This window comes from Azospirillum oryzae (assembly GCF_900177515.1).
Lineage (GTDB): Bacteria > Pseudomonadota > Alphaproteobacteria > Azospirillales > Azospirillaceae > Azospirillum > Azospirillum oryzae_A.
The window spans coordinates 2,577,257-2,597,562 of the sequence record NZ_FXAK01000007.1 but is presented as its reverse complement, the minus strand read 5'-3'; the positions used below and the strand labels follow the sequence as shown (position 1 = coordinate 2,597,562).

Annotated in this window: 17 protein-coding genes and 2 tRNA genes; 11 read left to right on the top strand and 8 right to left on the bottom strand. The window is 66.0% G+C overall.

Annotated features, from left to right (window positions below; genetic code table 11):
• The first annotated feature begins 41 nt into the window (after positions 1-41).
• Together B9N97_RS24790 and B9N97_RS24785 are read left to right on the top strand one after the other, a co-directional pair.
• A complete protein-coding gene (locus tag B9N97_RS24790) occupies positions 42-380 on the top strand; it encodes an ArsR/SmtB family transcription factor (protein WP_085090326.1) in 339 nt (112 codons plus the stop codon).
• A complete protein-coding gene (locus B9N97_RS24785) occupies positions 377-859 on the top strand; it encodes an SRPBCC family protein (protein ID WP_085090325.1) in 483 nt (160 codons plus the stop codon). Before B9N97_RS24790 ends, B9N97_RS24785 begins: the two co-directional genes overlap by 4 nt.
• Positions 860-873: 14 nt before the next feature.
• On the opposite strand, the gene B9N97_RS24780 is transcribed toward B9N97_RS24785, so the two are convergent.
• The 3 genes from B9N97_RS24780 to secA all read right to left on the bottom strand — a co-directional run bounded on the left by B9N97_RS24780 (position 874) and on the right by secA (position 7,169).
• Complete coding sequence (locus tag B9N97_RS24780) at positions 874-3,621, bottom strand: EAL domain-containing protein (RefSeq protein WP_244560882.1); 2,748 nt, start codon at positions 3,619-3,621, stop codon at positions 874-876.
• Positions 3,622-3,746: 125 nt separating this feature from the next.
• A complete protein-coding gene (mscL, locus tag B9N97_RS24775) occupies positions 3,747-4,226 on the bottom strand; it encodes a large conductance mechanosensitive channel protein MscL (RefSeq protein ID WP_085090324.1) in 480 nt (159 codons plus the stop codon).
• Positions 4,227-4,433: 207 nt separating this feature from the next.
• The gene (gene secA, locus B9N97_RS24770) at positions 4,434-7,169 is read right to left on the bottom strand and encodes a preprotein translocase subunit SecA (RefSeq protein WP_085090323.1); all 2,736 of its coding nucleotides are present in this window, start codon (positions 7,167-7,169) and stop codon (positions 4,434-4,436) included.
• Between the two features lie 481 nt (positions 7,170-7,650).
• Between secA and B9N97_RS24765 the strand changes: the two genes are divergently transcribed.
• The 5 genes from B9N97_RS24765 to B9N97_RS24745 all read left to right on the top strand — a co-directional run bounded on the left by B9N97_RS24765 (position 7,651) and on the right by B9N97_RS24745 (position 13,026).
• Positions 7,651-8,628, top strand: a complete 978-nt coding sequence (locus B9N97_RS24765; protein WP_085090322.1) for a peptidylprolyl isomerase — start codon at positions 7,651-7,653, stop codon at positions 8,626-8,628.
• Between the two features lie 192 nt (positions 8,629-8,820).
• Positions 8,821-10,059 carry a bifunctional glutamate N-acetyltransferase/amino-acid acetyltransferase ArgJ gene (argJ, locus tag B9N97_RS24760; RefSeq protein ID WP_085090321.1) on the top strand — a complete coding sequence of 413 codons (1,239 nt, stop codon included), beginning with the start codon at positions 8,821-8,823 and terminating at the stop codon, positions 10,057-10,059.
• 6 nt (positions 10,060-10,065) lie between these two features.
• Positions 10,066-10,509, top strand: coding sequence for a (deoxy)nucleoside triphosphate pyrophosphohydrolase (locus B9N97_RS24755; RefSeq protein WP_085090320.1), 444 nt, complete (start codon positions 10,066-10,068; stop codon positions 10,507-10,509).
• Between the two features lie 410 nt (positions 10,510-10,919).
• On the top strand, positions 10,920-12,848 hold the full coding sequence (recQ, locus tag B9N97_RS24750; protein WP_085090319.1) for a DNA helicase RecQ: 1,929 nt from the start codon (positions 10,920-10,922) through the stop codon (positions 12,846-12,848).
• A gap of 103 nt (positions 12,849-12,951) precedes the next feature.
• A tRNA-Thr gene (locus B9N97_RS24745) sits at positions 12,952-13,026 on the top strand.
• 117 nt (positions 13,027-13,143) lie between these two features.
• Here the strand turns inward: B9N97_RS24745 and B9N97_RS24740 are convergent.
• The 4 genes from B9N97_RS24740 to sfsA form a co-directional block, all read right to left on the bottom strand.
• Positions 13,144-14,094, bottom strand: a complete 951-nt coding sequence (locus B9N97_RS24740; protein WP_085090318.1) for an aKG-HExxH-type peptide beta-hydroxylase — start codon at positions 14,092-14,094, stop codon at positions 13,144-13,146.
• A 189-nt stretch (positions 14,095-14,283) separates the two neighbouring features.
• The gene (locus tag B9N97_RS24735) at positions 14,284-14,511 is read right to left on the bottom strand and encodes a hypothetical protein (RefSeq protein ID WP_085090317.1); all 228 of its coding nucleotides are present in this window, start codon (positions 14,509-14,511) and stop codon (positions 14,284-14,286) included.
• 395 nt (positions 14,512-14,906) lie between these two features.
• The gene (map, locus tag B9N97_RS24730; RefSeq protein ID WP_085090316.1) at positions 14,907-15,716 is read right to left on the bottom strand and encodes a type I methionyl aminopeptidase; all 810 of its coding nucleotides are present in this window, start codon (positions 15,714-15,716) and stop codon (positions 14,907-14,909) included.
• Between the two features lie 56 nt (positions 15,717-15,772).
• Entirely contained in the window at positions 15,773-16,510 is a 738-nt protein-coding gene (sfsA, locus tag B9N97_RS24725) for a DNA/RNA nuclease SfsA (protein ID WP_085090315.1), read from the bottom strand.
• 66 nt (positions 16,511-16,576) lie between these two features.
• Here sfsA and B9N97_RS24720 point away from each other — a divergent pair, with 66 nt between their 5' ends.
• Together B9N97_RS24720 and B9N97_RS24715 are read left to right on the top strand one after the other, a co-directional pair.
• Complete coding sequence (locus B9N97_RS24720; protein WP_085090314.1) at positions 16,577-17,377, top strand: competence/damage-inducible protein A; 801 nt, start codon at positions 16,577-16,579, stop codon at positions 17,375-17,377.
• A gap of 105 nt (positions 17,378-17,482) precedes the next feature.
• Positions 17,483-17,728: a hypothetical protein gene (locus B9N97_RS24715; RefSeq protein ID WP_085090313.1), complete on the top strand. Its 246-nt coding sequence runs from the start codon at positions 17,483-17,485 to the stop codon at positions 17,726-17,728.
• Positions 17,729-17,750: 22 nt separating this feature from the next.
• On the opposite strand, the gene B9N97_RS35750 is transcribed toward B9N97_RS24715, so the two are convergent.
• Positions 17,751-17,924 carry a hypothetical protein gene (locus B9N97_RS35750; RefSeq protein ID WP_167393351.1) on the bottom strand — a complete coding sequence of 58 codons (174 nt, stop codon included), beginning with the start codon at positions 17,922-17,924 and terminating at the stop codon, positions 17,751-17,753.
• 255 nt (positions 17,925-18,179) lie between these two features.
• Here B9N97_RS35750 and B9N97_RS24710 point away from each other — a divergent pair.
• Together B9N97_RS24710 and B9N97_RS24705 are read left to right on the top strand one after the other, a co-directional pair.
• A tRNA-Leu gene (locus B9N97_RS24710) sits at positions 18,180-18,264 on the top strand.
• 346 nt (positions 18,265-18,610) lie between these two features.
• Complete coding sequence (locus B9N97_RS24705; protein ID WP_085090312.1) at positions 18,611-19,984, top strand: hypothetical protein; 1,374 nt, start codon at positions 18,611-18,613, stop codon at positions 19,982-19,984.
• The last annotated feature ends 322 nt before the right edge of the window (positions 19,985-20,306 follow it).

The following is a 20,306-nucleotide window of genomic DNA, read 5'->3' as shown; positions in this document are numbered from 1 at the left end:
TAGGAATTGACCTAAGTGTTTTCTCCCGCTAGGGTGCCGTCATGGATGCAGCACTCGACAGGACGTTCCGTGCGCTGGCGGACCCCACGCGCCGGGCGGTGATCCAGGCGCTGGGGCGCGGACCGGCATCGGTCGGCGACCTTGCGAAACCCTTCGGCATGGCCCTGCCCAGCTTCCTGCAGCACCTGAAGATGCTGGAGGACAGCGGGCTGGTCGAAACGCGCAAAGAGGGGCGGGTGCGCACCTGCACGCTGAAGCCGGAGGCGCTGGCGGCCGCGGAAAGCTGGCTGGAAGCCCAGCGCAGCCTGTGGACGAGGCGGCTCGATCAACTGGACAGCTTGGTGCTGGACCTGAACAAACGGGAGGAAGGGACACCATGACCACCGACACGCCAGGGGTTTTCAATCCGCAGCTCGACCTTGAACTGAAGCGTGAAGTCGCGGTTCCGCCGGGCCTCGTCTGGCGGGCCTGGACCGAGCCGGATCTGCTGATGAAGTGGTTTACGCCGGCGCCGTGGCGCACCACCGCCTGCGAGATCGACCTGCGGCCCGGCGGCAAGTTCCGCACGGTGATGGAAGGGCCGAACGGCGAGAGGAACGACAACACCGGATGCTTCCTGGCCGTTGAGCCCGAGCGGCGGCTGGTCTTCACCGACGCGCTGGGTCCGGGCTTCCGCCCCACCGGCGGCGGCTTCATGACCGCGTCCGTCACCATCGAGCCGACGGCCGGCGGCACGCTCTATACCGCCGTCGCGCTCCACAAGGACGAAGCGACGAAGAAACAGCATGAGGAGATGGGCTTCCATCACGGCTGGAGTGCCGCGCTCGACCAGCTCGTCACCCTGGTGAAGGGCATGTAAGGAACGGGGTGGCCTTACACCCCGACCTTGAACGGGTTCACCTGCCGGGCGGCGCGTTCGACCGCCTCGGCGGGGCCGGGGCGGCCCAGGTAATAGCCCTGGGCGACGTCGCAGCGCAGGGCGCGCAGGGCCTCCAGTGTCCCGGCGTCCTCCACGCCTTCGGCCACGGCGGTCAGGTTCAGGCTGTGGGCCATCTGGATGACGGCGGCGGTGATCTTGGCGCTGTCGTGGTTGCTGGTGAGATCGGCGACGAAGCTGCGGTCGATCTTCAGCTTGTCCACCGCCAGACGGCCGATGTAGGACAGGTTGGAATAGCCGGTACCGAAATCGTCGATCGACACCTGCACGCCCATCGCCTTGATGCGGCGCAGATTGTCCATCACCAATTCGGTGTTCTGGATCAGCATCGATTCGGTCAGCTCCAGCTCCAGCAGAAGCGGGTCGAGCCCGCTGTCGGCCAGCGCCCGCGTCACCGTGGCGACGAGGTCGTTGCGCTGAAGCTGCAGGGCCGACAGGTTGACCGCCACCGACAGCGACAGGCCGCGGGCATGCCATGCCGCCGCCTGCCGGCAGGCCTCCGTCAGGACCCAGGCGCCGATGGGCACGATCAGGCCGCTGTCCTCGGCGATCGGGATGAAGTCGCCGGGCGGGACCATGCCCTTGTCGGGGTGGTTCCAGCGCACGAGCGCTTCCGCACCCGTGACGGCGCCGCTCTCCAGGCTGACCTGCGGCTGGTAATGGATCAGGAACTCCCCGCGGTCGAGCGCGCGGCGCAGGCCGCTGCGGGTGGACAGGTGGGCCACCGCCTCGGCGTTCATCGCCTCGGCATAGAAGCGGTGGGTGTCGCGGCCGGCCGCCTTGGCGTGGTGGAGCGCGGTGTCGGCGTTCTTCAGCAGGGTGGCGAAGTCCTTGCCGTCGGCTGGGGCCAGCGCCACGCCCGACGACAGGGTCACGGTCAGCTCATGGCCGCCGACCTGGAAGGGTTCGGCCATCGCCTCGTGCAGGTTGGCGACGGCCTCCACCACCGCGTCGATGTCGGGCTGGCCTGACAGCAGCAGGATGAACTCGTCGCCGCCGCCGCGGCTGACCGTGTCGGTGTCGCGCACCGCCGCCTTCAGCCGCTCCGCCACCGCGCGCAGCAGGGCGTCGCCGACGGCGTGGCCGAGGCTGTCGTTCACCGTCTTGAAGCGGTCGAGGCCGCAGGCGACCAGCGCCACCAGCCGGCCGTTGCGTTCCGACCGGGCCAGCGCCTGTTCGGTGCGGTCCTGCACCAGGACGCGGTTGGGCAGCAGGGTCAAGGCGTCGTGGCGCGACAGATACTCCATCCGCTCCTGCGCCGCCTTGCGTTCGGTGATGTCGCGGACCAGGACCAGCAGCCGGCGGTCGTTGCCGTCGATGACGGCGCGCCGCATGCTGACCTCCACCCAGAACAGCGCGCCGTCCAGCCGGCGGGCGTGCCATTCGAACAGCTGCGGCTCGCCGTCGGCCGCCCTGCGGATACGGACGGCGGCGTCGTGCCGGGTGTAGGGCGGCACGCCGGAACTGATCATCGCGACGGTGAGATCCGACAGCGACAGGTCGCCCACCCGGTACATCTCCCGCATCCGGCGGTTGACCTCCAGGATGGCGCCGCTGTCGAGATCGTGGATGAAGATGCCGTCGGTGACGTTGTCGAAGATGGTGCGGACGCGCTCCTCGCTGGCGGTCAGGGCCGCGACCGCGGCGCGCAGGCTTTGCGTCTTGCTTTCCACCTGCCGGCGCAGCAGCAGCACCCACACCAGCGCGCCGAAGCCCAGCACCGCCAGTCCGGTCAGCAGCTTGAGCAGCAGGTCCATCATCTGGGGGCTGACGAGACCGGTGAGGCTGCGGCCGAGCCAGCGCTCCTCGACCGCCTTGCGCTCTTCCGGGGTGATGCGGGCGAAGCCGTCGGTGATCAGGCGGAGCAGCGCCGTGTTTCCCTTGCGCACCGCCCAGTGCAGTTCGCCGGTGTAGAGCGGGTCGGTGTAGCGGAAGCGCCCCTGCACGCCGCGCTTGGTCATGTAATAGCGGGCGGAGGGGTCGTCCATGCAGAAGACGCGGGTTTCCTGCCTTGCGGCGGCGTCCACCATCGCTTCGAAGCCGGGATAGCGCTGGAAGGCGGTGATGCCCTGGTCGGTCAGCCATTCGATGCAGAAATCGGCGTCCTTCACCCCGACCGTGAAGGCGCGCAGCGACTCCACCCCGGTGATGCCGCTGAGGTCGGCGCTGAACCAGATCGGCACGTCGACGCGGGCATAGGGCTTGGAGAAGTCGTAGATCAGGTCGCGGGCGTCATTGCGGAAGATCGTCTCGATGACGTCGGCGCCGCCGCCGTCCATGGTCTTGCGGGCAAGCCCCCAATCGAGCGGAAGCATGCGGACCGGGATGCCGGTCTTCTGCGACCACAGCGTCCACATGTCCTTCACGATGCCGACATGGGCGCCGTCTGGGGTGCGGAAGCTGTAGGGCGGGTAATTGTCGTCCAGCGTCACCCGGATTTCCGCCGGGCGCGGGCCGGCGTCCGGCGTCGCCGCGGCCGTTGCCGGCGTGCTGATCGCCGCCGCCGGGTCGCCGGCCAGCAAGGACAGCAGCAGGATGGCAAGCAACCGCAAGACGGTCCGGCGCGCCGCGGAGCGGATCATGGCGGCGCACCGTCGGGCAGGAGCGGCGGACAGCGCGTGGCGGACATGGACATGGCCCTTGCCGAGGTCATGGACAGCGCAGGCGTGCGAGGCCTTCGCCATCCCACCGCCATCGCCAGCTTATCCAAGAGGGTAACCCGTTCGACGCGCTGCGGCAACGGGGGGTTCTCCCCACCCTGTGACAAGCTCCCGCAGTGGGCGAAATCGCGCCGGGGCCGGCGGGAGGATCAGGGGGTAGGGTCGGCGGAGGGCGGCCGGGCGCCGGTCTGACTATTGGCCTGAGCGCCAGATTGAATACCGGCTTGGGCGCGCAGGGCGTCGCGGATTTCCTCAAGCAGCAGTTCCTGCCGCGGTGGGGCCTTCGGCGCCTCCTTGTGCAGGACATGCAGGCGGTTGACCTGCCGGACGATCATGAACAGGGCGCCCGACACGATCAGGAAATTGATGCAGGCGTTGATGAAGCGGCCGTAGTTGATGGTGGCCGCCCCTGCCTTCTCGGCAGCCTGGAGCGAATCGTAATGGCCGCCCGACAGGCTGATGAAATAGTTCGAGAAGTCGATGCCACCCATGATCCAGCCGATCGGCGGCATCAGGATGTCCTTGACCAGGGAATTGACGATCCCGGTGAAGGCGGCACCGATGATGATGCCGACGGCCAGCTCCACGACATTGCCGCGGCTGATGAATTTCTTGAATTCTTCGAACATGGCGTCCCGTTTTTCCGTGGTCGTGGAAGGGAAACGGGGTGGGGAGGGGTTGGTTTCACATGGGGGAGTGCATGCTGGAATTGCCCCCACCCTAACCCTCCCCCGCTGGGCGGGGGAGGGGACTGCCGCCGCATCGCAAATCGACCCTCTCCCGCAGAAAGCGTGGGAGGGAGGGGGCACCGGCAGATACCCCCACCTCCAAACCCCTTACGCCATGCGGCCGTGGCAGTGCTTGAACTTCTTGCCCGACCCGCAGGGGCAGGCGGCGTTGCGCGGGGTGTTCTCCATCACCTCGGCCGGCAGCGGCTGGTCTTCCGGCGTGCCGGTCAGCGACGAGGCGCGGACCATGCCGTCGGGCAGGGTTTCGCCGTCACCGGCCCCCATGGCCGCCATCGCCAGCGCCGGGTCCGTGCGGCCCTCGTGCATCTCCTGCATCTGGCGGGCGAACAGCTCCTCCTGCGACGGCGCCATGCGGATTTCGACATGCATCAGGATGGTGGTGACCTGCTCGCGCAGGGCCATCAGCATCGAGTCGAACAGCTCGAACGCCTCGCGCTTGTACTCGTTCAGCGGGTCCTTCTGGGCGTAGGCGCGCAGGTTGATGCCCTGGCGCAGGTGGTCGAGCTGGAGGAGGTGGTCCTTCCATTCCTGGTCCAGGATCTGGAGCAGGATGCTCTTTTCCACATGCCGCATCGTCTCGGCGCCGTAGGCCTCCTCCTTGTCCGCATATTTGCGGTCGGCGGCCTCGCGCACGCGCTCCTCGATTTCCGGCTCGGCGATGCCCTCTTCCTTGGCCCACTCGTGCACCGGCAGGTCCATGCCCAGCACGCGGTTGACCGCCTCGTGCAGGCCGTCGATGTCCCACTGCTCGGAGTAGCTGTTGGCGGGGATGGCGGCCGAGACCATGTTGGCGATGATCTGGTGGCGCATCTCGCGGATTTCCTCCGCGATGTCCTCGCTCTCCATCACCTCGTGGCGCTGTTCATAGACGACCTTGCGCTGGTCGTTCATGACGTTGTCGAACTTCAGCAGGTTCTTGCGGACCTCGAAGTGATGCGCCTCGACCTTCTGCTGCGCCTTTTCCAGCGCCTTGTTGATCCAGGGATGGATGATCGCCTCGCCTTCCTTCAGGCCGAGACGCTGGAGCATGCTGTCCATCCGCTCCGACCCGAAGATGCGCATCAGGTCGTCTTCCAGCGACAGGAAGAACTTGGAGGTGCCGGGGTCACCCTGGCGGCCGGAACGGCCGCGCAGCTGGTTGTCGATGCGGCGGCTCTCGTGCCGCTCGGTGCCGACGACATAGAGGCCGCCGGCCTCCTTCACCTTCTCGCGCGCCTCGGCGATCTCGGCCTCGATCTGCTTGATGCGGGCCTCGCGCTCCGGGCCTTCGGGAACGTCGGCCAGCTCGACCTCGATCCGCATCTGGAGATTGCCGCCCAGCTGGATGTCGGTGCCGCGGCCGGCCATGTTGGTGGCGACCGTCACCGCGCCGGCGCGGCCGGCCTGCGCGACGATGTAGGCTTCCTGTTCGTGGTGGCGGGCGTTCAGGACGTTGTGCGGGATGCCGCGCTTGTTGAGCAGCTCCGACAGCAGTTCCGACTTCTCGATCGAGGTGGTGCCGACCAGCACCGGCTGGCCGCGTTTGCGGGCATCCTCGATCAGGTCGATCATCGCATGGTATTTCTCGGTCGCGGTGCGATAGACCTCGTCGTCGTGGTCGATGCGCTTGACCGGGACGTTGGTCGGGATGTCGACGACCTCGAGCCCGTAGATCTCGCCGAACTCCGCCGCCTCGGTCAGGGCGGTGCCGGTCATGCCGGCCAGCTTCGGGTAGATGCGGAAATAGTTCTGGAAGGTGATGGAGGCCAGCGTCTGGTTCTCGCGCTGGATCGTCACCTTCTCCTTGGCTTCCAGCGCCTGGTGCAGGCCTTCGGAGAAGCGGCGGCCTTCCATCATGCGGCCGGTGAATTCGTCGATGATGACGACCTTGTCGTCCTTGACGATGTAGTCCTTGTCGCGCTGGAACAGCATGTGGGCGCGCAGCGCCTGCTGCGAATGGTGGACCAGCGCCACGTTCTGGATGTCGTAAAGGCCGCCGGTCTTCAGCAGCCCGGCTTCGCTGAGCAGCTGCTCCATATGCTCCTGGCCGGCTTCGGTGAAGCTGACGGAGCGGTGCTTCTCGTCCTTCTCGTAATCCTCGGCCACCAGCATCGGGATCAGCCGGTCGACCTGGACATACATCTCCGACGAATCGGTCGAGGGGCCGGAGATGATGAGCGGGGTGCGCGCCTCGTCGATCAGGATCGAGTCGACCTCGTCGACGATGGCGTAGTTGAAGGGCCGCTGGACCAGCTCCTCCAGCCGGAACTTCATGTTGTCGCGCAGATAGTCGAAGCCGAACTCGTTGTTCGTGCCGTAGGTGATGTCGGCGGCGTAGGCGGCGCGGCGCTCGTCGTCGTCCAGCCCGTGGACGATGCAGCCGGTGGTCAGGCCGAGGAAGCCGTACACCCGCGCCATCCAGCCGCTGTCGCGCGAGGCGAGATAGTCGTTCACGGTGACGACGTGGACGCCCTTGCCTTCCAGCGCGTTCAGATAGACGGCCAGCGTTGCGACCAGGGTCTTGCCTTCGCCGGTGCGCATCTCGGCGATCTTGCCGCTGTGCAGCACCATGCCGCCCATCAGCTGGACGTCGAAATGACGCTGGCCCAGCACGCGCTTGGCCGCCTCGCGCACGGTGGCGAAGGCGTCGGGCAGGATGTCGTCCAGCGTCTCGCCCTTGGCCAGCCGCTCGCGCAGCCAGTCGGTGCGACCCTTCAGCTGGTCGTCCGACAGCGCGGCGACCGACGGCTCCAGCGCGTTGATCTGAGCGACGGTCTTGTGCAGCGCCTTGACCGCGCGCGTGTTGGCGGTGCCGAAAATCTTGCGGGCGAGAGCGCCGAACATGAAAACCTCGGGAGTAAAGCGGAATGTGGGCCAGCCTATCGACGGGTCTCACATAGGACTATGGCAAGGCCCTGTCAACGAGACCGGGCCGGCGGGGCGCCGGTTGCGGCAATTGCGCGGCCGGATCGGGCCGGAGGGCAGGGGACGGGGAAGGCGGCGGAGACGGCATGGACCATCCATGACGGCCGCCACCCTGTGCCGGCATGACCGGTTCATGAATTCGCGTCCAGAAAGCGCCGCGGCGGTTGGCCGGTGCCGGCCGGGGCTGGTATCCCCTTGGCGGGGCACACAGCTATAGGGCGATTGCCGGGCATGGGGCGACGGGGACCCTTGCCCCGCGCGGCGTAGCCATGCTTAATCCCCTGCGGAATCGGGCGCGGAGCGGCGGATGGCTCCGATGCCGCAGGCCATGCGAAACGGACGGCGACCCTGCCGCCGCCCATTTGTTGCGAAGCATCCGCCGGAAGGAAACAGACACGCCATGGTTCAACGAGTGTTCCGCACCGCGCTCCTGTCGGTTGCCGCCTGCGGCATCGCGCTGGCCGCCCACGCCCAGACGCCGGCTCCCGCCACCCCCGCGCTGGCAACTCCGGCCCCGGCTGCCGCCGCTGCTCCGGCCCAGGCCGCCCCGGCCGATCCGGTGGTCGCCCGCGTCAACGGCGAGGAGCTGCACAAGTCGGACGTCACCCGCATGGTCTCGCAGCTGCCGCCCCAGGTGCAGCAGATGCCGATCGAGATGATCTATCCGGCGGTGATCGACCAGCTCGTCAGCGGCAAGCTGGTCTCCTCGGCCGGCTACAAGGCCGGTCTGGCCGATTCGGCCGAGGTGAAGGACGAGATCAAGCGCGCCGAGGAGCGCGCGGTCCAGCGCGCCTACATCCAGAAGGAAATCAAGGCCCGCGTGACGCCCGAGGCGCTGAACAAGGCCTATCAGGATTACCTGAAGGAGAACCCGGCGCAGGAGGAGGTCAAGGCCGCCCACATCCTGGTCGAGAAGGAAGACGAGGCCAAGGCCATCATCGCCCAGCTGAAGAAGGGCGCCGATTTCGCCAAGCTGGCCAAGGAGAAGTCCAAGGATGCCGCCGCGGCGGCCCAGGGCGGCGACCTCGGCTACTTCACCAAGGACGCGATGGTCGAGCCCTTCGCCAACGCCGCCTTCGCCATGAAGCCGGGCGAGGTCAGCAAGGAGCCTGTGAAGACCCAGTTCGGCTGGCACATCATCAAGGTCGAGGACAAGCGGACCCAGCCGCAGCCGACGCTTGAAGAGGTGAAGCCGCAGCTGGAGCAGGCGCTGTCGAAGGACATCGTCACCGCTCTGGTCGAAGAGCTGCGCGGCAAGGCGAAGATCGAGACCTTCCAGATCGACGGCTCGCCGATGCCGAAGGAAGAGCCGGCCGCCGCTCCGGCGACTCCGGCCCCGGCCGCGCCCGCCACTCCGGCGGAACCGGCGAAGAAGTAAGGAGACGGGGGCGTATTGCCCCCACCCCGACCCTCCCCCGCTTCGCAGGGGAGGGGGCTGCCGCCGCTCTCCCGCATCAGCACCTCCTCCCTCCTCCGCCCAGCGGGGGAGGGTTGGGGTGGGGGCAAGCGTCGGCGCTCCGACAAGTACCAGCCACGCCACCACCACTCCCCCACCACGGGAATTCGCTTCATGGCCACGACCCTCTCCCCCTTGGCTCCCGCCAGCTTCCCGACGCTGCCGCCCATCGCGGGCGTGCGCATCGCCACGGCGAACAGCGGAATCCGATACAAGGGCCGCGACGATCTGCTGCTGGCCGTGCTGGATCCCGGCACCAGCGTGGCGGGCGTGCTGACCCGGTCGCTGACCTGCTCGGCCCCGGTGATCTGGTGCCGCGACAGCCTGCCCAAGGGCTCGGCCCGCGCTGTGGTGGTGAATGCCGGCAACGCCAACGCCTTCACCGGCAAGGCGGGCGACGCCACCGTGCAGGCGACCGTCACCGCCGCCGCCGATCTGGCGGGCTGCGCCCCGGATGAGGTCTATATCGCCTCGACCGGCGTGATCGGCATCCCGCTGGCCGCCGACGCCATCGGCAAGTGCCTGGCGCCGATGGCGCCCAACCTCGCCGCCGATTCGGCCGCGTGGGAGAAGGCCGCGCGCGCCATCATGACCACCGACACCTTCCCGAAGGGGTCGGTGCGCACCGCCAAGATCGGCGGGACGACGGTGACCATCGCCGGCTTCGCCAAGGGCTCCGGCATGATCGCGCCGGACATGGCGACGATGCTGGGCTTCGTCTTCACCGACGCCGCCATCGCCGCCACCGCGCTGCAGGACATGCTGTCGGAATTCACCGAGCGCACCTTCAACGCCGTCACGGTCGACGGCGACACCTCGACCAGCGACACGCTGCTGCTGTTCGCGACGGCCAAGGCCGGCAACGCCCCGGTGTCGAGCGCCGATGCCGCCGAGCTGACGGAGTTCCGTGCCGCGCTGGAGGACCTGCTGCTCGATCTGGCGCTGCAGGTGGTGCGTGACGGCGAGGGGGCGACCAAGTTCATCGCCATCACCGTGCGCGGCGCCGACAGCGACGCCGCCGCCAAGCGGATCGGCATGACGGTGGCGAACTCGCCGCTGGTCAAGACCGCGGTGGCCGGCGAGGACGCCAACTGGGGCCGCATCGTCGCCGCCATCGGCCGCGCCGGCGAGCGCGCCGACCGCGACCTGATCAGGATCACCGTCGGCGGCACCCTGATCTGCGCCGACGGGATGGAGGTCCCCGGCTATGACGAGACGCCGGTTGCCGCCCACATGAAGGGCAAGGAGATCGACATCGACATCGACCTGGGCCTCGGCAAGGGCACGGCGAAGGTGTGGACCTGTGACCTGACGCACGGCTACATCGACATCAACGGCAGCTACCGGAGCTGACCAGCCGTGACCGCCTGTTTCGATCCCAACTCCACCCCCGCCCGCGGCTCGCTGCCGGTGCTGATGGTGGTCGCGGTGGCGCTCGTCGATGCCGACGGGCGCGTGCTGCTGGCCCAGCGTCCGCCCGGCAAGTCGCTGGCCGGCCTGTGGGAATTCCCCGGCGGCAAGGTCGATGCCGGGGAGACGCCGGAGGCCGCGCTGGTGCGCGAGTTGAAGGAGGAGCTGGGCATCGACACGGCGGCCAGCTGCCTTGCCCCCTTCACCTTCGCATCCCACAGCTACGAGAGCTTCCACCTGCTGATGCCGCTCTATGTCTGCCGGGTGTGGGAGGGCGACGTGATGCCGCAGGAGGGGCAGAAACTCGCCTGGGTCTACCCGAACCGGATGGGCGACTACCCGATGCCGCCGGCCGACGTGCCGCTGGTGGCGATGCTGCGGGATCTGCTGTAAGGGCCAATACCGCGCGTTGAAAATCGGGCCGCGCGGCTGTATATTTTTCGGAGGTGGCCGGCGGGTGCTGCTACACCCGCCGGCACGCTCCCGGTGCTTAGCGACGGATCAGGCGGATTTCGATCCGCCATCGCCGCCACTGGAGCACCAGGAAGAAGGGCATCTTCTTCATGCCAGCTTCCTCTCTGAAACGGCGGATGGCCTATTCCATCCGCCGTTTTCACTTTACACGCGGACGATGAGCGGGCGCCACCTTTTCACACCAATGTGTGGTGGTGCCTGGACAGGTCCGACCTTTGTTCCCAGGCGTGACCCTTTGCGGCTTTGCCGCGGGGGCGATCTGTGCGACATGATGGGGCGTTGAGACGACAAGCCGGATCTCCGGCACCACTTTCCTGAACCGCATCGGCGTGGATTCGTTGTTTTCCTACAGCAACCGGGGTGCGTCGGATGACGATCCCGGTCAACGGCCGGCCACGGCGCTCGACGCGCTGCGGACGGTGTTCGGCTACGACTCCTTCCGCGGCCAGCAGGCCGACATCATCGACCATGTGGTGCGCGGCGGCGACGCGCTGGTGCTGATGCCGACCGGCGGCGGCAAGTCGCTGTGCTACCAGATCCCGGCGCTGGTGCGCGACGGGGTGACGGTGGTGGTCTCGCCGCTGATCGCCCTGATGCGCGATCAGGTGACGGCTCTGCGGGAGCTTGGCGTGCGCGCCGCCTTCCTCAACTCCTCGCTCGGCCCGGCCGAGGCGCGGGAGGTGGAGCGGGCGATGGTGCAGGGCGAGATCGACCTCGTCTATGTCGCGCCGGAACGGCTGGTGACGCCGCGCTTCCTCGACCTGCTCGACCGCACGAAGCTGGCGCTGTTCGCGCTGGACGAGGCGCATTGCGTGTCGCAGTGGGGGCATGATTTCCGCCCCGAATATCTGCAGCTGTCGATCCTGCACGAACGCCACCCGATGGTGCCGCGCATCGCGCTGACCGCCACCGCCGACGTGCAGACCCGCGCCGAGATCAAGGACAAGCTGGGGCTGACCGACGCCCGCGTCTTCCTGTCCAGCTTCGACCGGCCCAACATCACCTACCGCGTGGTGCCGAAGAAGAGCGAGCGTCAGCAGATGCTGGCCTTCCTGCGCGAGAACCACCCGGAAGATGCCGGCATCGTCTATTGCATGTCGCGCAACAAGGTGGAGGATGTCGCCGCCTGGCTGAACCAACAGGGCCGCGAGGCTCTGCCCTATCATGCCGGGTTGCCGGCCGAGGTGCGCGAAGCCAACCAGGACCGCTTCATCAAGAGCGAGGGTCTGGTGATGGTCGCCACCGTCGCCTTCGGCATGGGCATCGACAAGCCGAACGTCCGTTTCGTCTGCCACCTCGACCCGCCCAAGAGCCTGGAAGCCTATTACCAGGAGACCGGCCGCGCCGGCCGCGACGGCCTGCCCGCCAACGCCTGGATGGCCTACGGCATGGCCGACGTGGTGATGCTGCGCCAGATGCTGGAACAGTCGGAGGCCGGCGACAGCCACCGCCGGGTGGAGCGCGGCAAGCTGGAGGCCCTGCTGGGCTTCTGCGAGACATCGGACTGCCGCCGTCAGGTGCTGCTGAATTATTTCAACGAAACGCTGCCGGAGCCCTGCGGCAACTGCGACACCTGCCTCGACCCGGTCGAGACCTGGGACGGCACCATCGCCGCGCAGAAGGCGCTGTCGGCGGTCTACCGCACCGGCCAGCGTTATGGCGCCGGCCACCTGATCGACGTGCTGGTCGGCAACGCCACCGAGAAGGTGATCCAGCAGCAGCATGACCGGCTGAAGACCTTCGCCGTCGGCAAGGATTTGTCGAAGGTCGAATGGCAGTCGGTCTACCGCCAGCTGGTGGCGACCGGTCTGCTGACCGTCGATCTGGAGGGCTATGGCGGCTTCCGCCTGACCGATGCCGGGGTGGCCGTCATCAAGGGGCAGCGGGTGGTGAAACTGCGCAAGGACCCGGTGCTGGAACGCCGCCGCGGCGTCCACGACGCGCTGCGCCGCCACACGGCGCGGGGCGGGTGCATCGGCGGTGGATCGAGCGGGGAGGGCGTGTCGCGCTCCGGCGCCCGCGGTGCGCTGTCGGCGGCGGATGATGCGCTGTGGCACGCGCTGAAGGACTGCCGCACGGCGCTGGCCAAGGCGCAGAGCGTGCCGCCCTATGTGATCTTCCACGACAGCACGCTGTTGGAGATGGTAGCCCAGCGCCCCCACGACCACGCCACCTTCGCCCATCTGCCGGGGGTGGGCGGCCGCAAGCTGGAGCGCTACGCCGACGCCTTCCTGGAGGTGATCCGGCAGCACGGATGAGGCGTTCGGGTGCATGGCAGGCTTGAGAGCGGGCGGTCGATTTTTCCGAAATTCACCGCTTGCATCCCGCGAAGCACCTCGCTATGTTCCGCGCCACAACGACGCCGCAGTAGCTCAGGGGTAGAGCAACTGATTCGTAATCAGTAGGTCCGGGGTTCAAATCCCTGTTGCGGCACCAGTTTCTAAGGCCCTGAAAGGCAACGCCTTTCAGGGCTTTTTCATATCCGGCCGGTGGTGGATACTCTGGGTTGTTCGGCGGTTGCATGGGAAACCGCCCGGGATGGAGGATTGCACTTCAGCTGTGCGATAACTCCAGATCGCCCGAAGCCAGCAACCGTAGCCATGTTTTCCCGTAATCGGTGAGATGCTCGCTTTTTCTCAGGATCTCCCGTGCCGTGAGACCCGCCCCGGCGATGATCTGTCGGGCGCGCGTGGGCTGGTTTGCCTGACGCATGAACAGCTTCAGGCCCATCGACACATAGAGCGAATGGAAAGCGATGTTGTAGTTGCGCGGGCTTTCGAGAATGGCCGTCAACACCATCGATTCCGTCCGGTTGCCATGGTGGGGGTGCGAAAAAATCTTCCGCGTCATATCGGCGATGGAAATGGCGTTGTGAATGTATTCGTGGACGATGTTTTCCGCATAGTCGAGAACGCGCCAATCATCCTTCGGGCTGAGCCAGAACAGCCCCATCAAGGATGAGACGCTGCCACTTTGCCCCTGCCGGTCCAGGCAGACGATCGTTCCGACCGTGTCCACGATGAGGCGGTGAAGCGGTTCATCGACCGCTCTGATGAAATCCAGCGCATCGCCGATGCCTGTGACGATCCGCTTTCGGACTGAGGGGTCGCGGATCGGCTTTGCCGCAGTCTCGGGTGAGGCGATGCCTTCCCGTTCAAGACAGCGCCAGAGATCGGCGCTGTCGGCGAAGGAAACCAGGATTTTGTTGTCCAGATAGGGGATCGGCGACACCTGAACCTGATTCAGCGCGTCGATCAGTTCGGCCTTCAACCTGTCTTCCGCCGGCCGGCGGCCGGTCGTCGCCAGACAGAACGCGCGGCAATTCTCCAGGGTGCTGTCGGGGTCGAAGGGCGGAAGATCGCGAAACCTCGCCTCCCTGATATGGACGGAGGTCAACCGGTCTTTCTCGATGTCGGGGATGGCCGGCATATAGACATGATGGGCATAGCCATCGTCGGCTTCGGGCCGGATCTGCCGGTCGGCGCCATGGATGCCGTGCGCCATATGGGTCCGGCAATACGCAATGACATTCTCTGAAATTTCACACATCGTTCCGGGTATTCCGCTTGCCGGTTGCAGGCGGCCAGGGCAGCCGCGCAACCCGGAATCAGGTTGCGCGGCTGGACCGCCCTGTCCGCGGACGCCGGGATCAAGGCGGTCAGCCCAGGCCGAATGTGCGGGACGGAGCCGTCCTTATTCGGCGCTCGCCACCGCGGAGGAATCGTCGACGGCCGCCTGGGTCTTGCCACCCCACACGTAATTGGCCGTCTTGGTGGAACCCCAGACATACTGCGCCGTGACCGGAGCCGCGGAGTCGATCACCTGCTTGCCGGCCGTCTTCACCGAAACATGGCCATCGCCCGTGATTTCGACCTCGGCAATGACCTTGTTGCCATCCTTAACAGAAAAAGTAACATCCATTCTGAGTCCCCGTCTTAAATATGAGTTCAAATGCGTGAATCCACTCGCAAGTTACGCATGTAACCCACGAACGCCACAAAAAATATGCTAGATATGCATTCCAGAAGAATCAAACGAAAATGTTTGAATACTTTTGTGTCCAGAAGAGTGTATCTGTGAAGACAAATGATTATTATTGTATGATTTAGTACCGCTCGGGCGGCTGTTCGGGAAGGATGCGAGAGGGGGGAGTTGGCGTCGCCATCGGCGGTGCCGGTTCTTTCAAAGCGGTGCATGCGAAAAGAGTTCGGGCGCCGCTTCGGTGGAGAAGCGGCGCCCGAATCAAAGCGCTTTTTCCAAATTGAACAGGTGTCGACCGGCCCGGCCGGAGCGTCAGAGGTTCCAGAGCAGGGAGGTCACTCCACCGCATAAGGCGGCTTGGTGTACCCCGCCGGCGACAGGGTGAAGATCTCCGCGCCGTCCGCCGTCACGCCGATGGAATGCTCGAACTGGGCGGACAGGGACTTGTCCTTGGTCACGGCGGTCCAGCCGTCGCCCAGGATCTTCACGTCGGGGCGGCCGGTGTTGATCATCGGCTCGATGGTGAAGATCATGCCTTCCTTCAACACCAGCCCCTCGCCCGGCTTGCCGTAATGCAGGACCGACGGCGGCTCGTGGAAGACGCGGCCGACGCCGTGGCCGCAGAAATCGCGCACCACCGAGAAACGGTGGGACTCGGCGAAGGTTTGGATGGCGTGGCCGATGTCGCCCAGCGTGGCGCCCGGCTTCACCGCGGCGATGCCGATCATCAGCGCGTCATAGGTGACGTCCACCAGCTTGCGTGCCTTCACCCCGACCTCGCCGCACAGATACATGCGGCTGCTGTCGCCGTACCAGCCGTCGACGATCGGGGTGACGTCGATGTTCAGGATATCGCCGTCGACCAGACGCTTGTCACCGGGGATGCCGTGGCAGACGACATGGTTGACCGAGATGCAGTTGGCGCGCGGAAAGCCGCGATAGCCCAGCGGGGCGGGGATGCCGCCATGGTCGCGGATGAACTGCTCCAGCAGGCGGTCGAGCTCGCCGGTGGTGACGCCCGGCTGCACATAGGGGACGATGTAGTCCAGTGCCAGTGCGGCCAGCCGGCCGGCCTTGCGCATGCCTTCGAATCCCTCCGGACCATGAAGACGGACGCGGTTGGAGTCGACGTGATCCTGTTCCAAGACGAAAGCCCCTATGCCAGGTAACCAAAAGCCGGATGCCGAAGCCCGCCGCAGCCCTAAAGCCGGATCGGCAGCGGCCGGTCCAATTCAATCGATTCGGGCGTGATCGCGCAAGACCAACACAGCGCCTCCACCCCCGAATCCAGCGCGCTGCGCAGACCATCATGATACGTCGGATCGAGATCGGCCGCCGTGCGGAAATGGGAACAATCGCCGCGCTGGACAAGGTAGAGCATGACCGCACGGCAGCCCTGGGCCACCATCGCCGCCATCTCCTCCAGATGCTTGGCGCCGCGGGCGGTGACGCAGTCGGGGAATTCGGCGGCGTCACCATGCGGGCCGTCGGGGCGGCGGAGGTGGACGTTCTTGACCTCGACATAGGCGGGAGGCCGGGCGTCTGGCTTGGCCAGGTCGTCCTCCAGCAGCACGTCGATGCGGCTGTTGCGGCCGTACTTCACCTCGCGCCGCAGCCGGTCGTAGCCGGCCAGTTCCGGGATGGTGCCGGCGGCGATGGCGGCGGCGACCAGCGCGTTGGGATGGCCGGTGTTGACGCCGACCAGCCCCTCGCCCCACGGGGCGGCGGCCTCCACCAGCTCCAGCGTGTAGGCCAGCTTGCGGTTGGGGTTGTCGGAGCGCGACAGCCAGACGATGGAGCCGGGGATGTCCAGCCCGATCATGCTGCCGGAATTGGGGACATGCGCCGTCACCTCCACCCCGTCCAGCAGGACATCGGCGAGAAACCGCTTGTAGCGGCGGATCAGGCGGCCTTGAAGAAGGGGGGTGGGAAAGCGCATCTTGGCCGCGACGCTACCCCTGGCCTTCCCGCTCGACAAGAGCGTTCCACGGAGACCCGCACCGCCATGACGTCCGAGACCGCAGAAAACCCGGTTGCCGCAAACCCGACCGCTGCAAATCCCACTGCCGCCGTCCTGGTGATCGGCAACGAGATCCTGTCGGGCCGCACCAAGGACGCCAACCTCGGCCACATCGCCGAGAAGCTGACGGAGATCGGCGTGCGGCTGCGCGAGGCCCGCGTGGTGCCGGACGTGGAGGAGGAGGTCGTCGCCGCGGTCAACGCGCTGCGCGCCCGCTACACCTATGTCTTCACCACCGGCGGCATCGGCCCGACCCACGACGACATCACCGCCGCCTGCGTCGCCAAGGCCTTCGGCGTGGCGCTGGAGCGCAATCCGGAGGCGGTCGCCCGGCTGGAGCGTCATTACGCCGCCGGCCAACTGAATGAGGCGCGGCTGCGCATGGCCAACGTCCCGGCCGGCGGCATCCTGATCGACAACCCGATCAGCCAGGCGCCGGGATTCCAGATCGGCAACGTCTTCGTCATGGCCGGCGTGCCGAACATCATGCGGGCGATGCTGGACGGCATCCTGCCGCGGCTGGCCGGCGGCCCGGCCCTGCATGCCCGCACGGTGGCCTGCGAACTGGCGGAGGGGGTGATCGCCGCCGAGCTGTCGGCTCTGCAGGACCGCCACCCGGCGCTGGAGATCGGCAGCTATCCTTACTTCCGCGCCGGCTTCTTCGGCGTCAGCCTGGTGCTGCGCGGCACCGACGAGGCGGAGGTGACCGCCGCGACCGACGAACTGGCGGAGATCGTCCGCCGCCTGGGCGGCACGCCCACCGTCACGGTTGGTACGAAAGGGTAGTCGGGCTATGACCGCCGGTATGTCGGCGGGTCGATTGTCGCGGACCGATTCGGTCCTACATTAACTGGCTGTCATCCAAATCAGCTTTGCCGCGGGAGTCCCGCCATGAAGAGCTTCGAGAAAGCAGCGCTGCTGTTTCTTCTCCGCCATCTGTTCGCCGGCATCGTCGGCGCCGTGGTTCTGGCATCCGGGCTCTTGTGGTTCGACGTCGCCAAGCTGGCGACGCTGATCGGCAACAGCGACTACGGCATCACCGCCACGGTGATGCTCTATGCCGGCCTGATGCTGACCTTCGGCAGCGTGTCGATGGGAATCGGCATCATGACGATGAACGAGGACACCCGTCCTTAAACCCGCTGCCGAACGCCCGGCGTCAGTTGCCGAACGGCCCGAAATGGTCGTAAGCCCAGACCAGGGCGACGATCAGCGCCAGCCAGAGCGCGGCATTGCGCAGCACGACTCCGCGGTTCCGGCGAAGAGCGGCCGGCACCACCAGGACCGCGACCATCAGCAGCGCCACCAGCGACATCCATTGCGTCTCGTTCACGCCGCCTCCCTCCCTATGCCGGCCCTGTCCCGGGCCTGTCTCCCAGTTGCGCATCCTTCGATATGGGAATGCCTGCGGTATTGCGAAGGCCTCTTGACCCGCAGCCCCGCGATTGTCTAAGTCATGACCACGGAACGGTGCGTTGCATATGAAAGTATGCAATCTGCGCGGGCAGCGCAGGACCGCTCCGTGGACGTGAGCTTTGCCGTACGGATCCGGTCGCACGGGCTGGATTGCGGTGGCAGAGTCCGGGGCGCGGGCGTGGCGAAACCGGTAGACGCAAGGGACTTAAAATCCCTCACCCTAAGGTATGCGGGTTCGAGTCCCGCCGCCCGCACCACATTGAAAATGTTGGAGAAAACCCGGAATAGCTGCTGGTAGGTGTTCAGCGGTAAATCTGCCAGCAATCACATAGCAATCACGCGGATCGGTTTCGGCGAACTTGGTGCGTCCGTGAGGACGCTGCCGCGTGATTGGCAGTCTCCGATGCCGCTCACTACTTCAGATAGGAGCGGATAGGACGGCCATCCGACAAGCCCGGTACCGCACCGGGTTTCCGCTCCTATCGACCATGCGGCACGCCATGCGGAGGCGTTGACTTGCCCAACCGTTTCCGGATCCCTGGAATTCCGTCCCTTGTCGAGGTTGCCGAGCATTGGAGCCGTTGCCCTGGTGCTCCCGGCTTGATGGAGATCGAGACCGCGCTGTACCGGGCCCTCATGCGCTACGAGTTCATGAAGAGGGAGCGGTCATTCACAGTTATGGCGCATCCGCCAAAAGGCGGGCGTCTTCCCAATGGCGATACCGAATCCTTCTCAGGCAATCCCGTGGAGGGGACATGCACTCGCACGCGAAAGCGCGCGGAGCCTCCACCCTTCATGCAGATCGCCGCGAGAGTGGAGGGCGTTTCTGGAGCGATCTATGACTCGAGCATATGCGGGGAGCGTCGGATCTTGGGGTGGGTTGTCGTGCCTACCGAAGGTGATCCGGTGTCGCCAACTGACCTTCCCGCAGGATCGGAGGAGCAGCAGCGATTCATTTGGTATGCGCAGTCCGACGGTGAAGACCCAACGCAGCCAGACGAAGAGGAAACCGCCGAGTTTGTGCTTGTTCCCTACACCCCTGATCAGGTGGCGTCCGGTATTGCGATGTATGCAAGCGCACACGGCGGCGATCTACCGAAGCTCCCGGCGAATCTTGCACGCTTAAACTTTCGAGACCTTCCAGAATGGGCTCACACCTACTATCTCGACCCACTTCGCATCCGGTGCGAAGACCTTGCGGTGTGGTACGATGCCCACGGCGTGGCGTTGGGCTGGCCCCGCCCAGTTTGGTTGCCGCCGCAGAATCTGTTCCCCGATCTGACGTTCGTCGACGATGGCGCCCCCCAGCCCGATTTCCGCGATAGGAAGGCCAACACCATAAGGGAGGTAGTCCGCGACCTGGAAGACCGACGCGAGGAGGCATTCCTTGCAGACGCCATCCCCGCCATTCGCGCCGGCCGGCTTGCGGTGATGACTCGCGCTCACCGCCGGGACCCGCGTGTTCGGGGCGCGTTGATGCCGGTATCTCCCGAAGCCATAGAGATCATGATGCAGGATCTGAAGGGCGACGACAGAAAGGAGTTCGTCCTTGGCCTTCTGGTGACCAGGGAAGCACTGGCAGCGTGGTATAGCCCGCGAGGGCAGGCGCCAACTTTGGACGAACTTTGGCCCGCGCCGTCCGCTCCGACGGAGGAGGCCTCTCCGTTGCCAGCTGGTGGGACGAAGCACCCAGCGGAGCAGTTGCTCGCCACGCAGCAGGAAACGGAGCATTCGAAACCCCGAAGGGGACGCACGAAGGGAAGCGGCCGGCAAAGAGCCGACGAGCCATACCTTGAGGAGATGCACAGGTTGATGCTGGAAAAGCCAAGCCTTCAGCCACACCCCGCCGCTGAAGAGGTGGCGGAACGCGCCAAACTGAGGGGCGAAGACATAGGTTCAGGCACTTTGAAAAGCGCGGCGAAGAGACTCGCTCTGCGTTATTCAGAAAAATTCAGCGCTCCAAATCGCGCGCAATAAAACGGGATTAAACTGAAGAGACCAAGGATTTTTGGGGTGATATCTTCCTCTTGTTTCCGGCGATTGCCGATCTGGAACGTAAGAGGAAAGATAATCAATGTCGAACCCTCCACGTCTCAATCGAAAGAAGGCAAGTGAATACTTGCTGGACCGACATGGAGTCCGTCGCGCTCCGCAGACTTTGGCGCGATTGGCTTGCGAGGGGCGGGGCCCCGACTATGTGTCGGATGGTCGTTTCGCGCTTTACACCCCAGAGAGTTTGGATCGGTGGGTTGCGTCAATTCTGAACTCATCGCCTGCCAGAACGCCTTCTTTTGGGAGG

Excerpts from the sequence above, each read along its gene's own strand:
- B9N97_RS24765 (WP_085090322.1), top strand. The coding sequence starts at position 7,651 with ATGGTTCAACGAGTGTTCCGCACCGCGCTCCTGTCGGTTGCCGCCTGC.
- B9N97_RS24780 (WP_244560882.1), bottom strand. The coding sequence starts at position 3,621 with ATGGCGAAGGCCTCGCACGCCTGCGCTGTCCATGACCTCGGCAAGGGC.
- B9N97_RS24705 (WP_085090312.1), top strand. The coding sequence starts at position 18,611 with ATGGAGATCGAGACCGCGCTGTACCGGGCCCTCATGCGCTACGAGTTC.
- secA (WP_085090323.1), bottom strand. The coding sequence starts at position 7,169 with ATGTTCGGCGCTCTCGCCCGCAAGATTTTCGGCACCGCCAACACGCGC.
- B9N97_RS24735 (WP_085090317.1), bottom strand. The coding sequence starts at position 14,511 with ATGGATGTTACTTTTTCTGTTAAGGATGGCAACAAGGTCATTGCCGAG.
- argJ (WP_085090321.1), top strand. The coding sequence starts at position 8,821 with ATGGCCACGACCCTCTCCCCCTTGGCTCCCGCCAGCTTCCCGACGCTG.
- mscL (WP_085090324.1), bottom strand. The coding sequence starts at position 4,226 with ATGTTCGAAGAATTCAAGAAATTCATCAGCCGCGGCAATGTCGTGGAG.
- sfsA (WP_085090315.1), bottom strand. The coding sequence starts at position 16,510 with ATGCGCTTTCCCACCCCCCTTCTTCAAGGCCGCCTGATCCGCCGCTAC.
- B9N97_RS24720 (WP_085090314.1), top strand. The coding sequence starts at position 16,577 with ATGACGTCCGAGACCGCAGAAAACCCGGTTGCCGCAAACCCGACCGCT.
- B9N97_RS24785 (WP_085090325.1), top strand. The coding sequence starts at position 377 with ATGACCACCGACACGCCAGGGGTTTTCAATCCGCAGCTCGACCTTGAA.
- B9N97_RS24715 (WP_085090313.1), top strand. The coding sequence starts at position 17,483 with ATGAAGAGCTTCGAGAAAGCAGCGCTGCTGTTTCTTCTCCGCCATCTG.
- B9N97_RS24790 (WP_085090326.1), top strand. The coding sequence starts at position 42 with ATGGATGCAGCACTCGACAGGACGTTCCGTGCGCTGGCGGACCCCACG.
- B9N97_RS24740 (WP_085090318.1), bottom strand. The coding sequence starts at position 14,094 with ATGGCGCACGGCATCCATGGCGCCGACCGGCAGATCCGGCCCGAAGCC.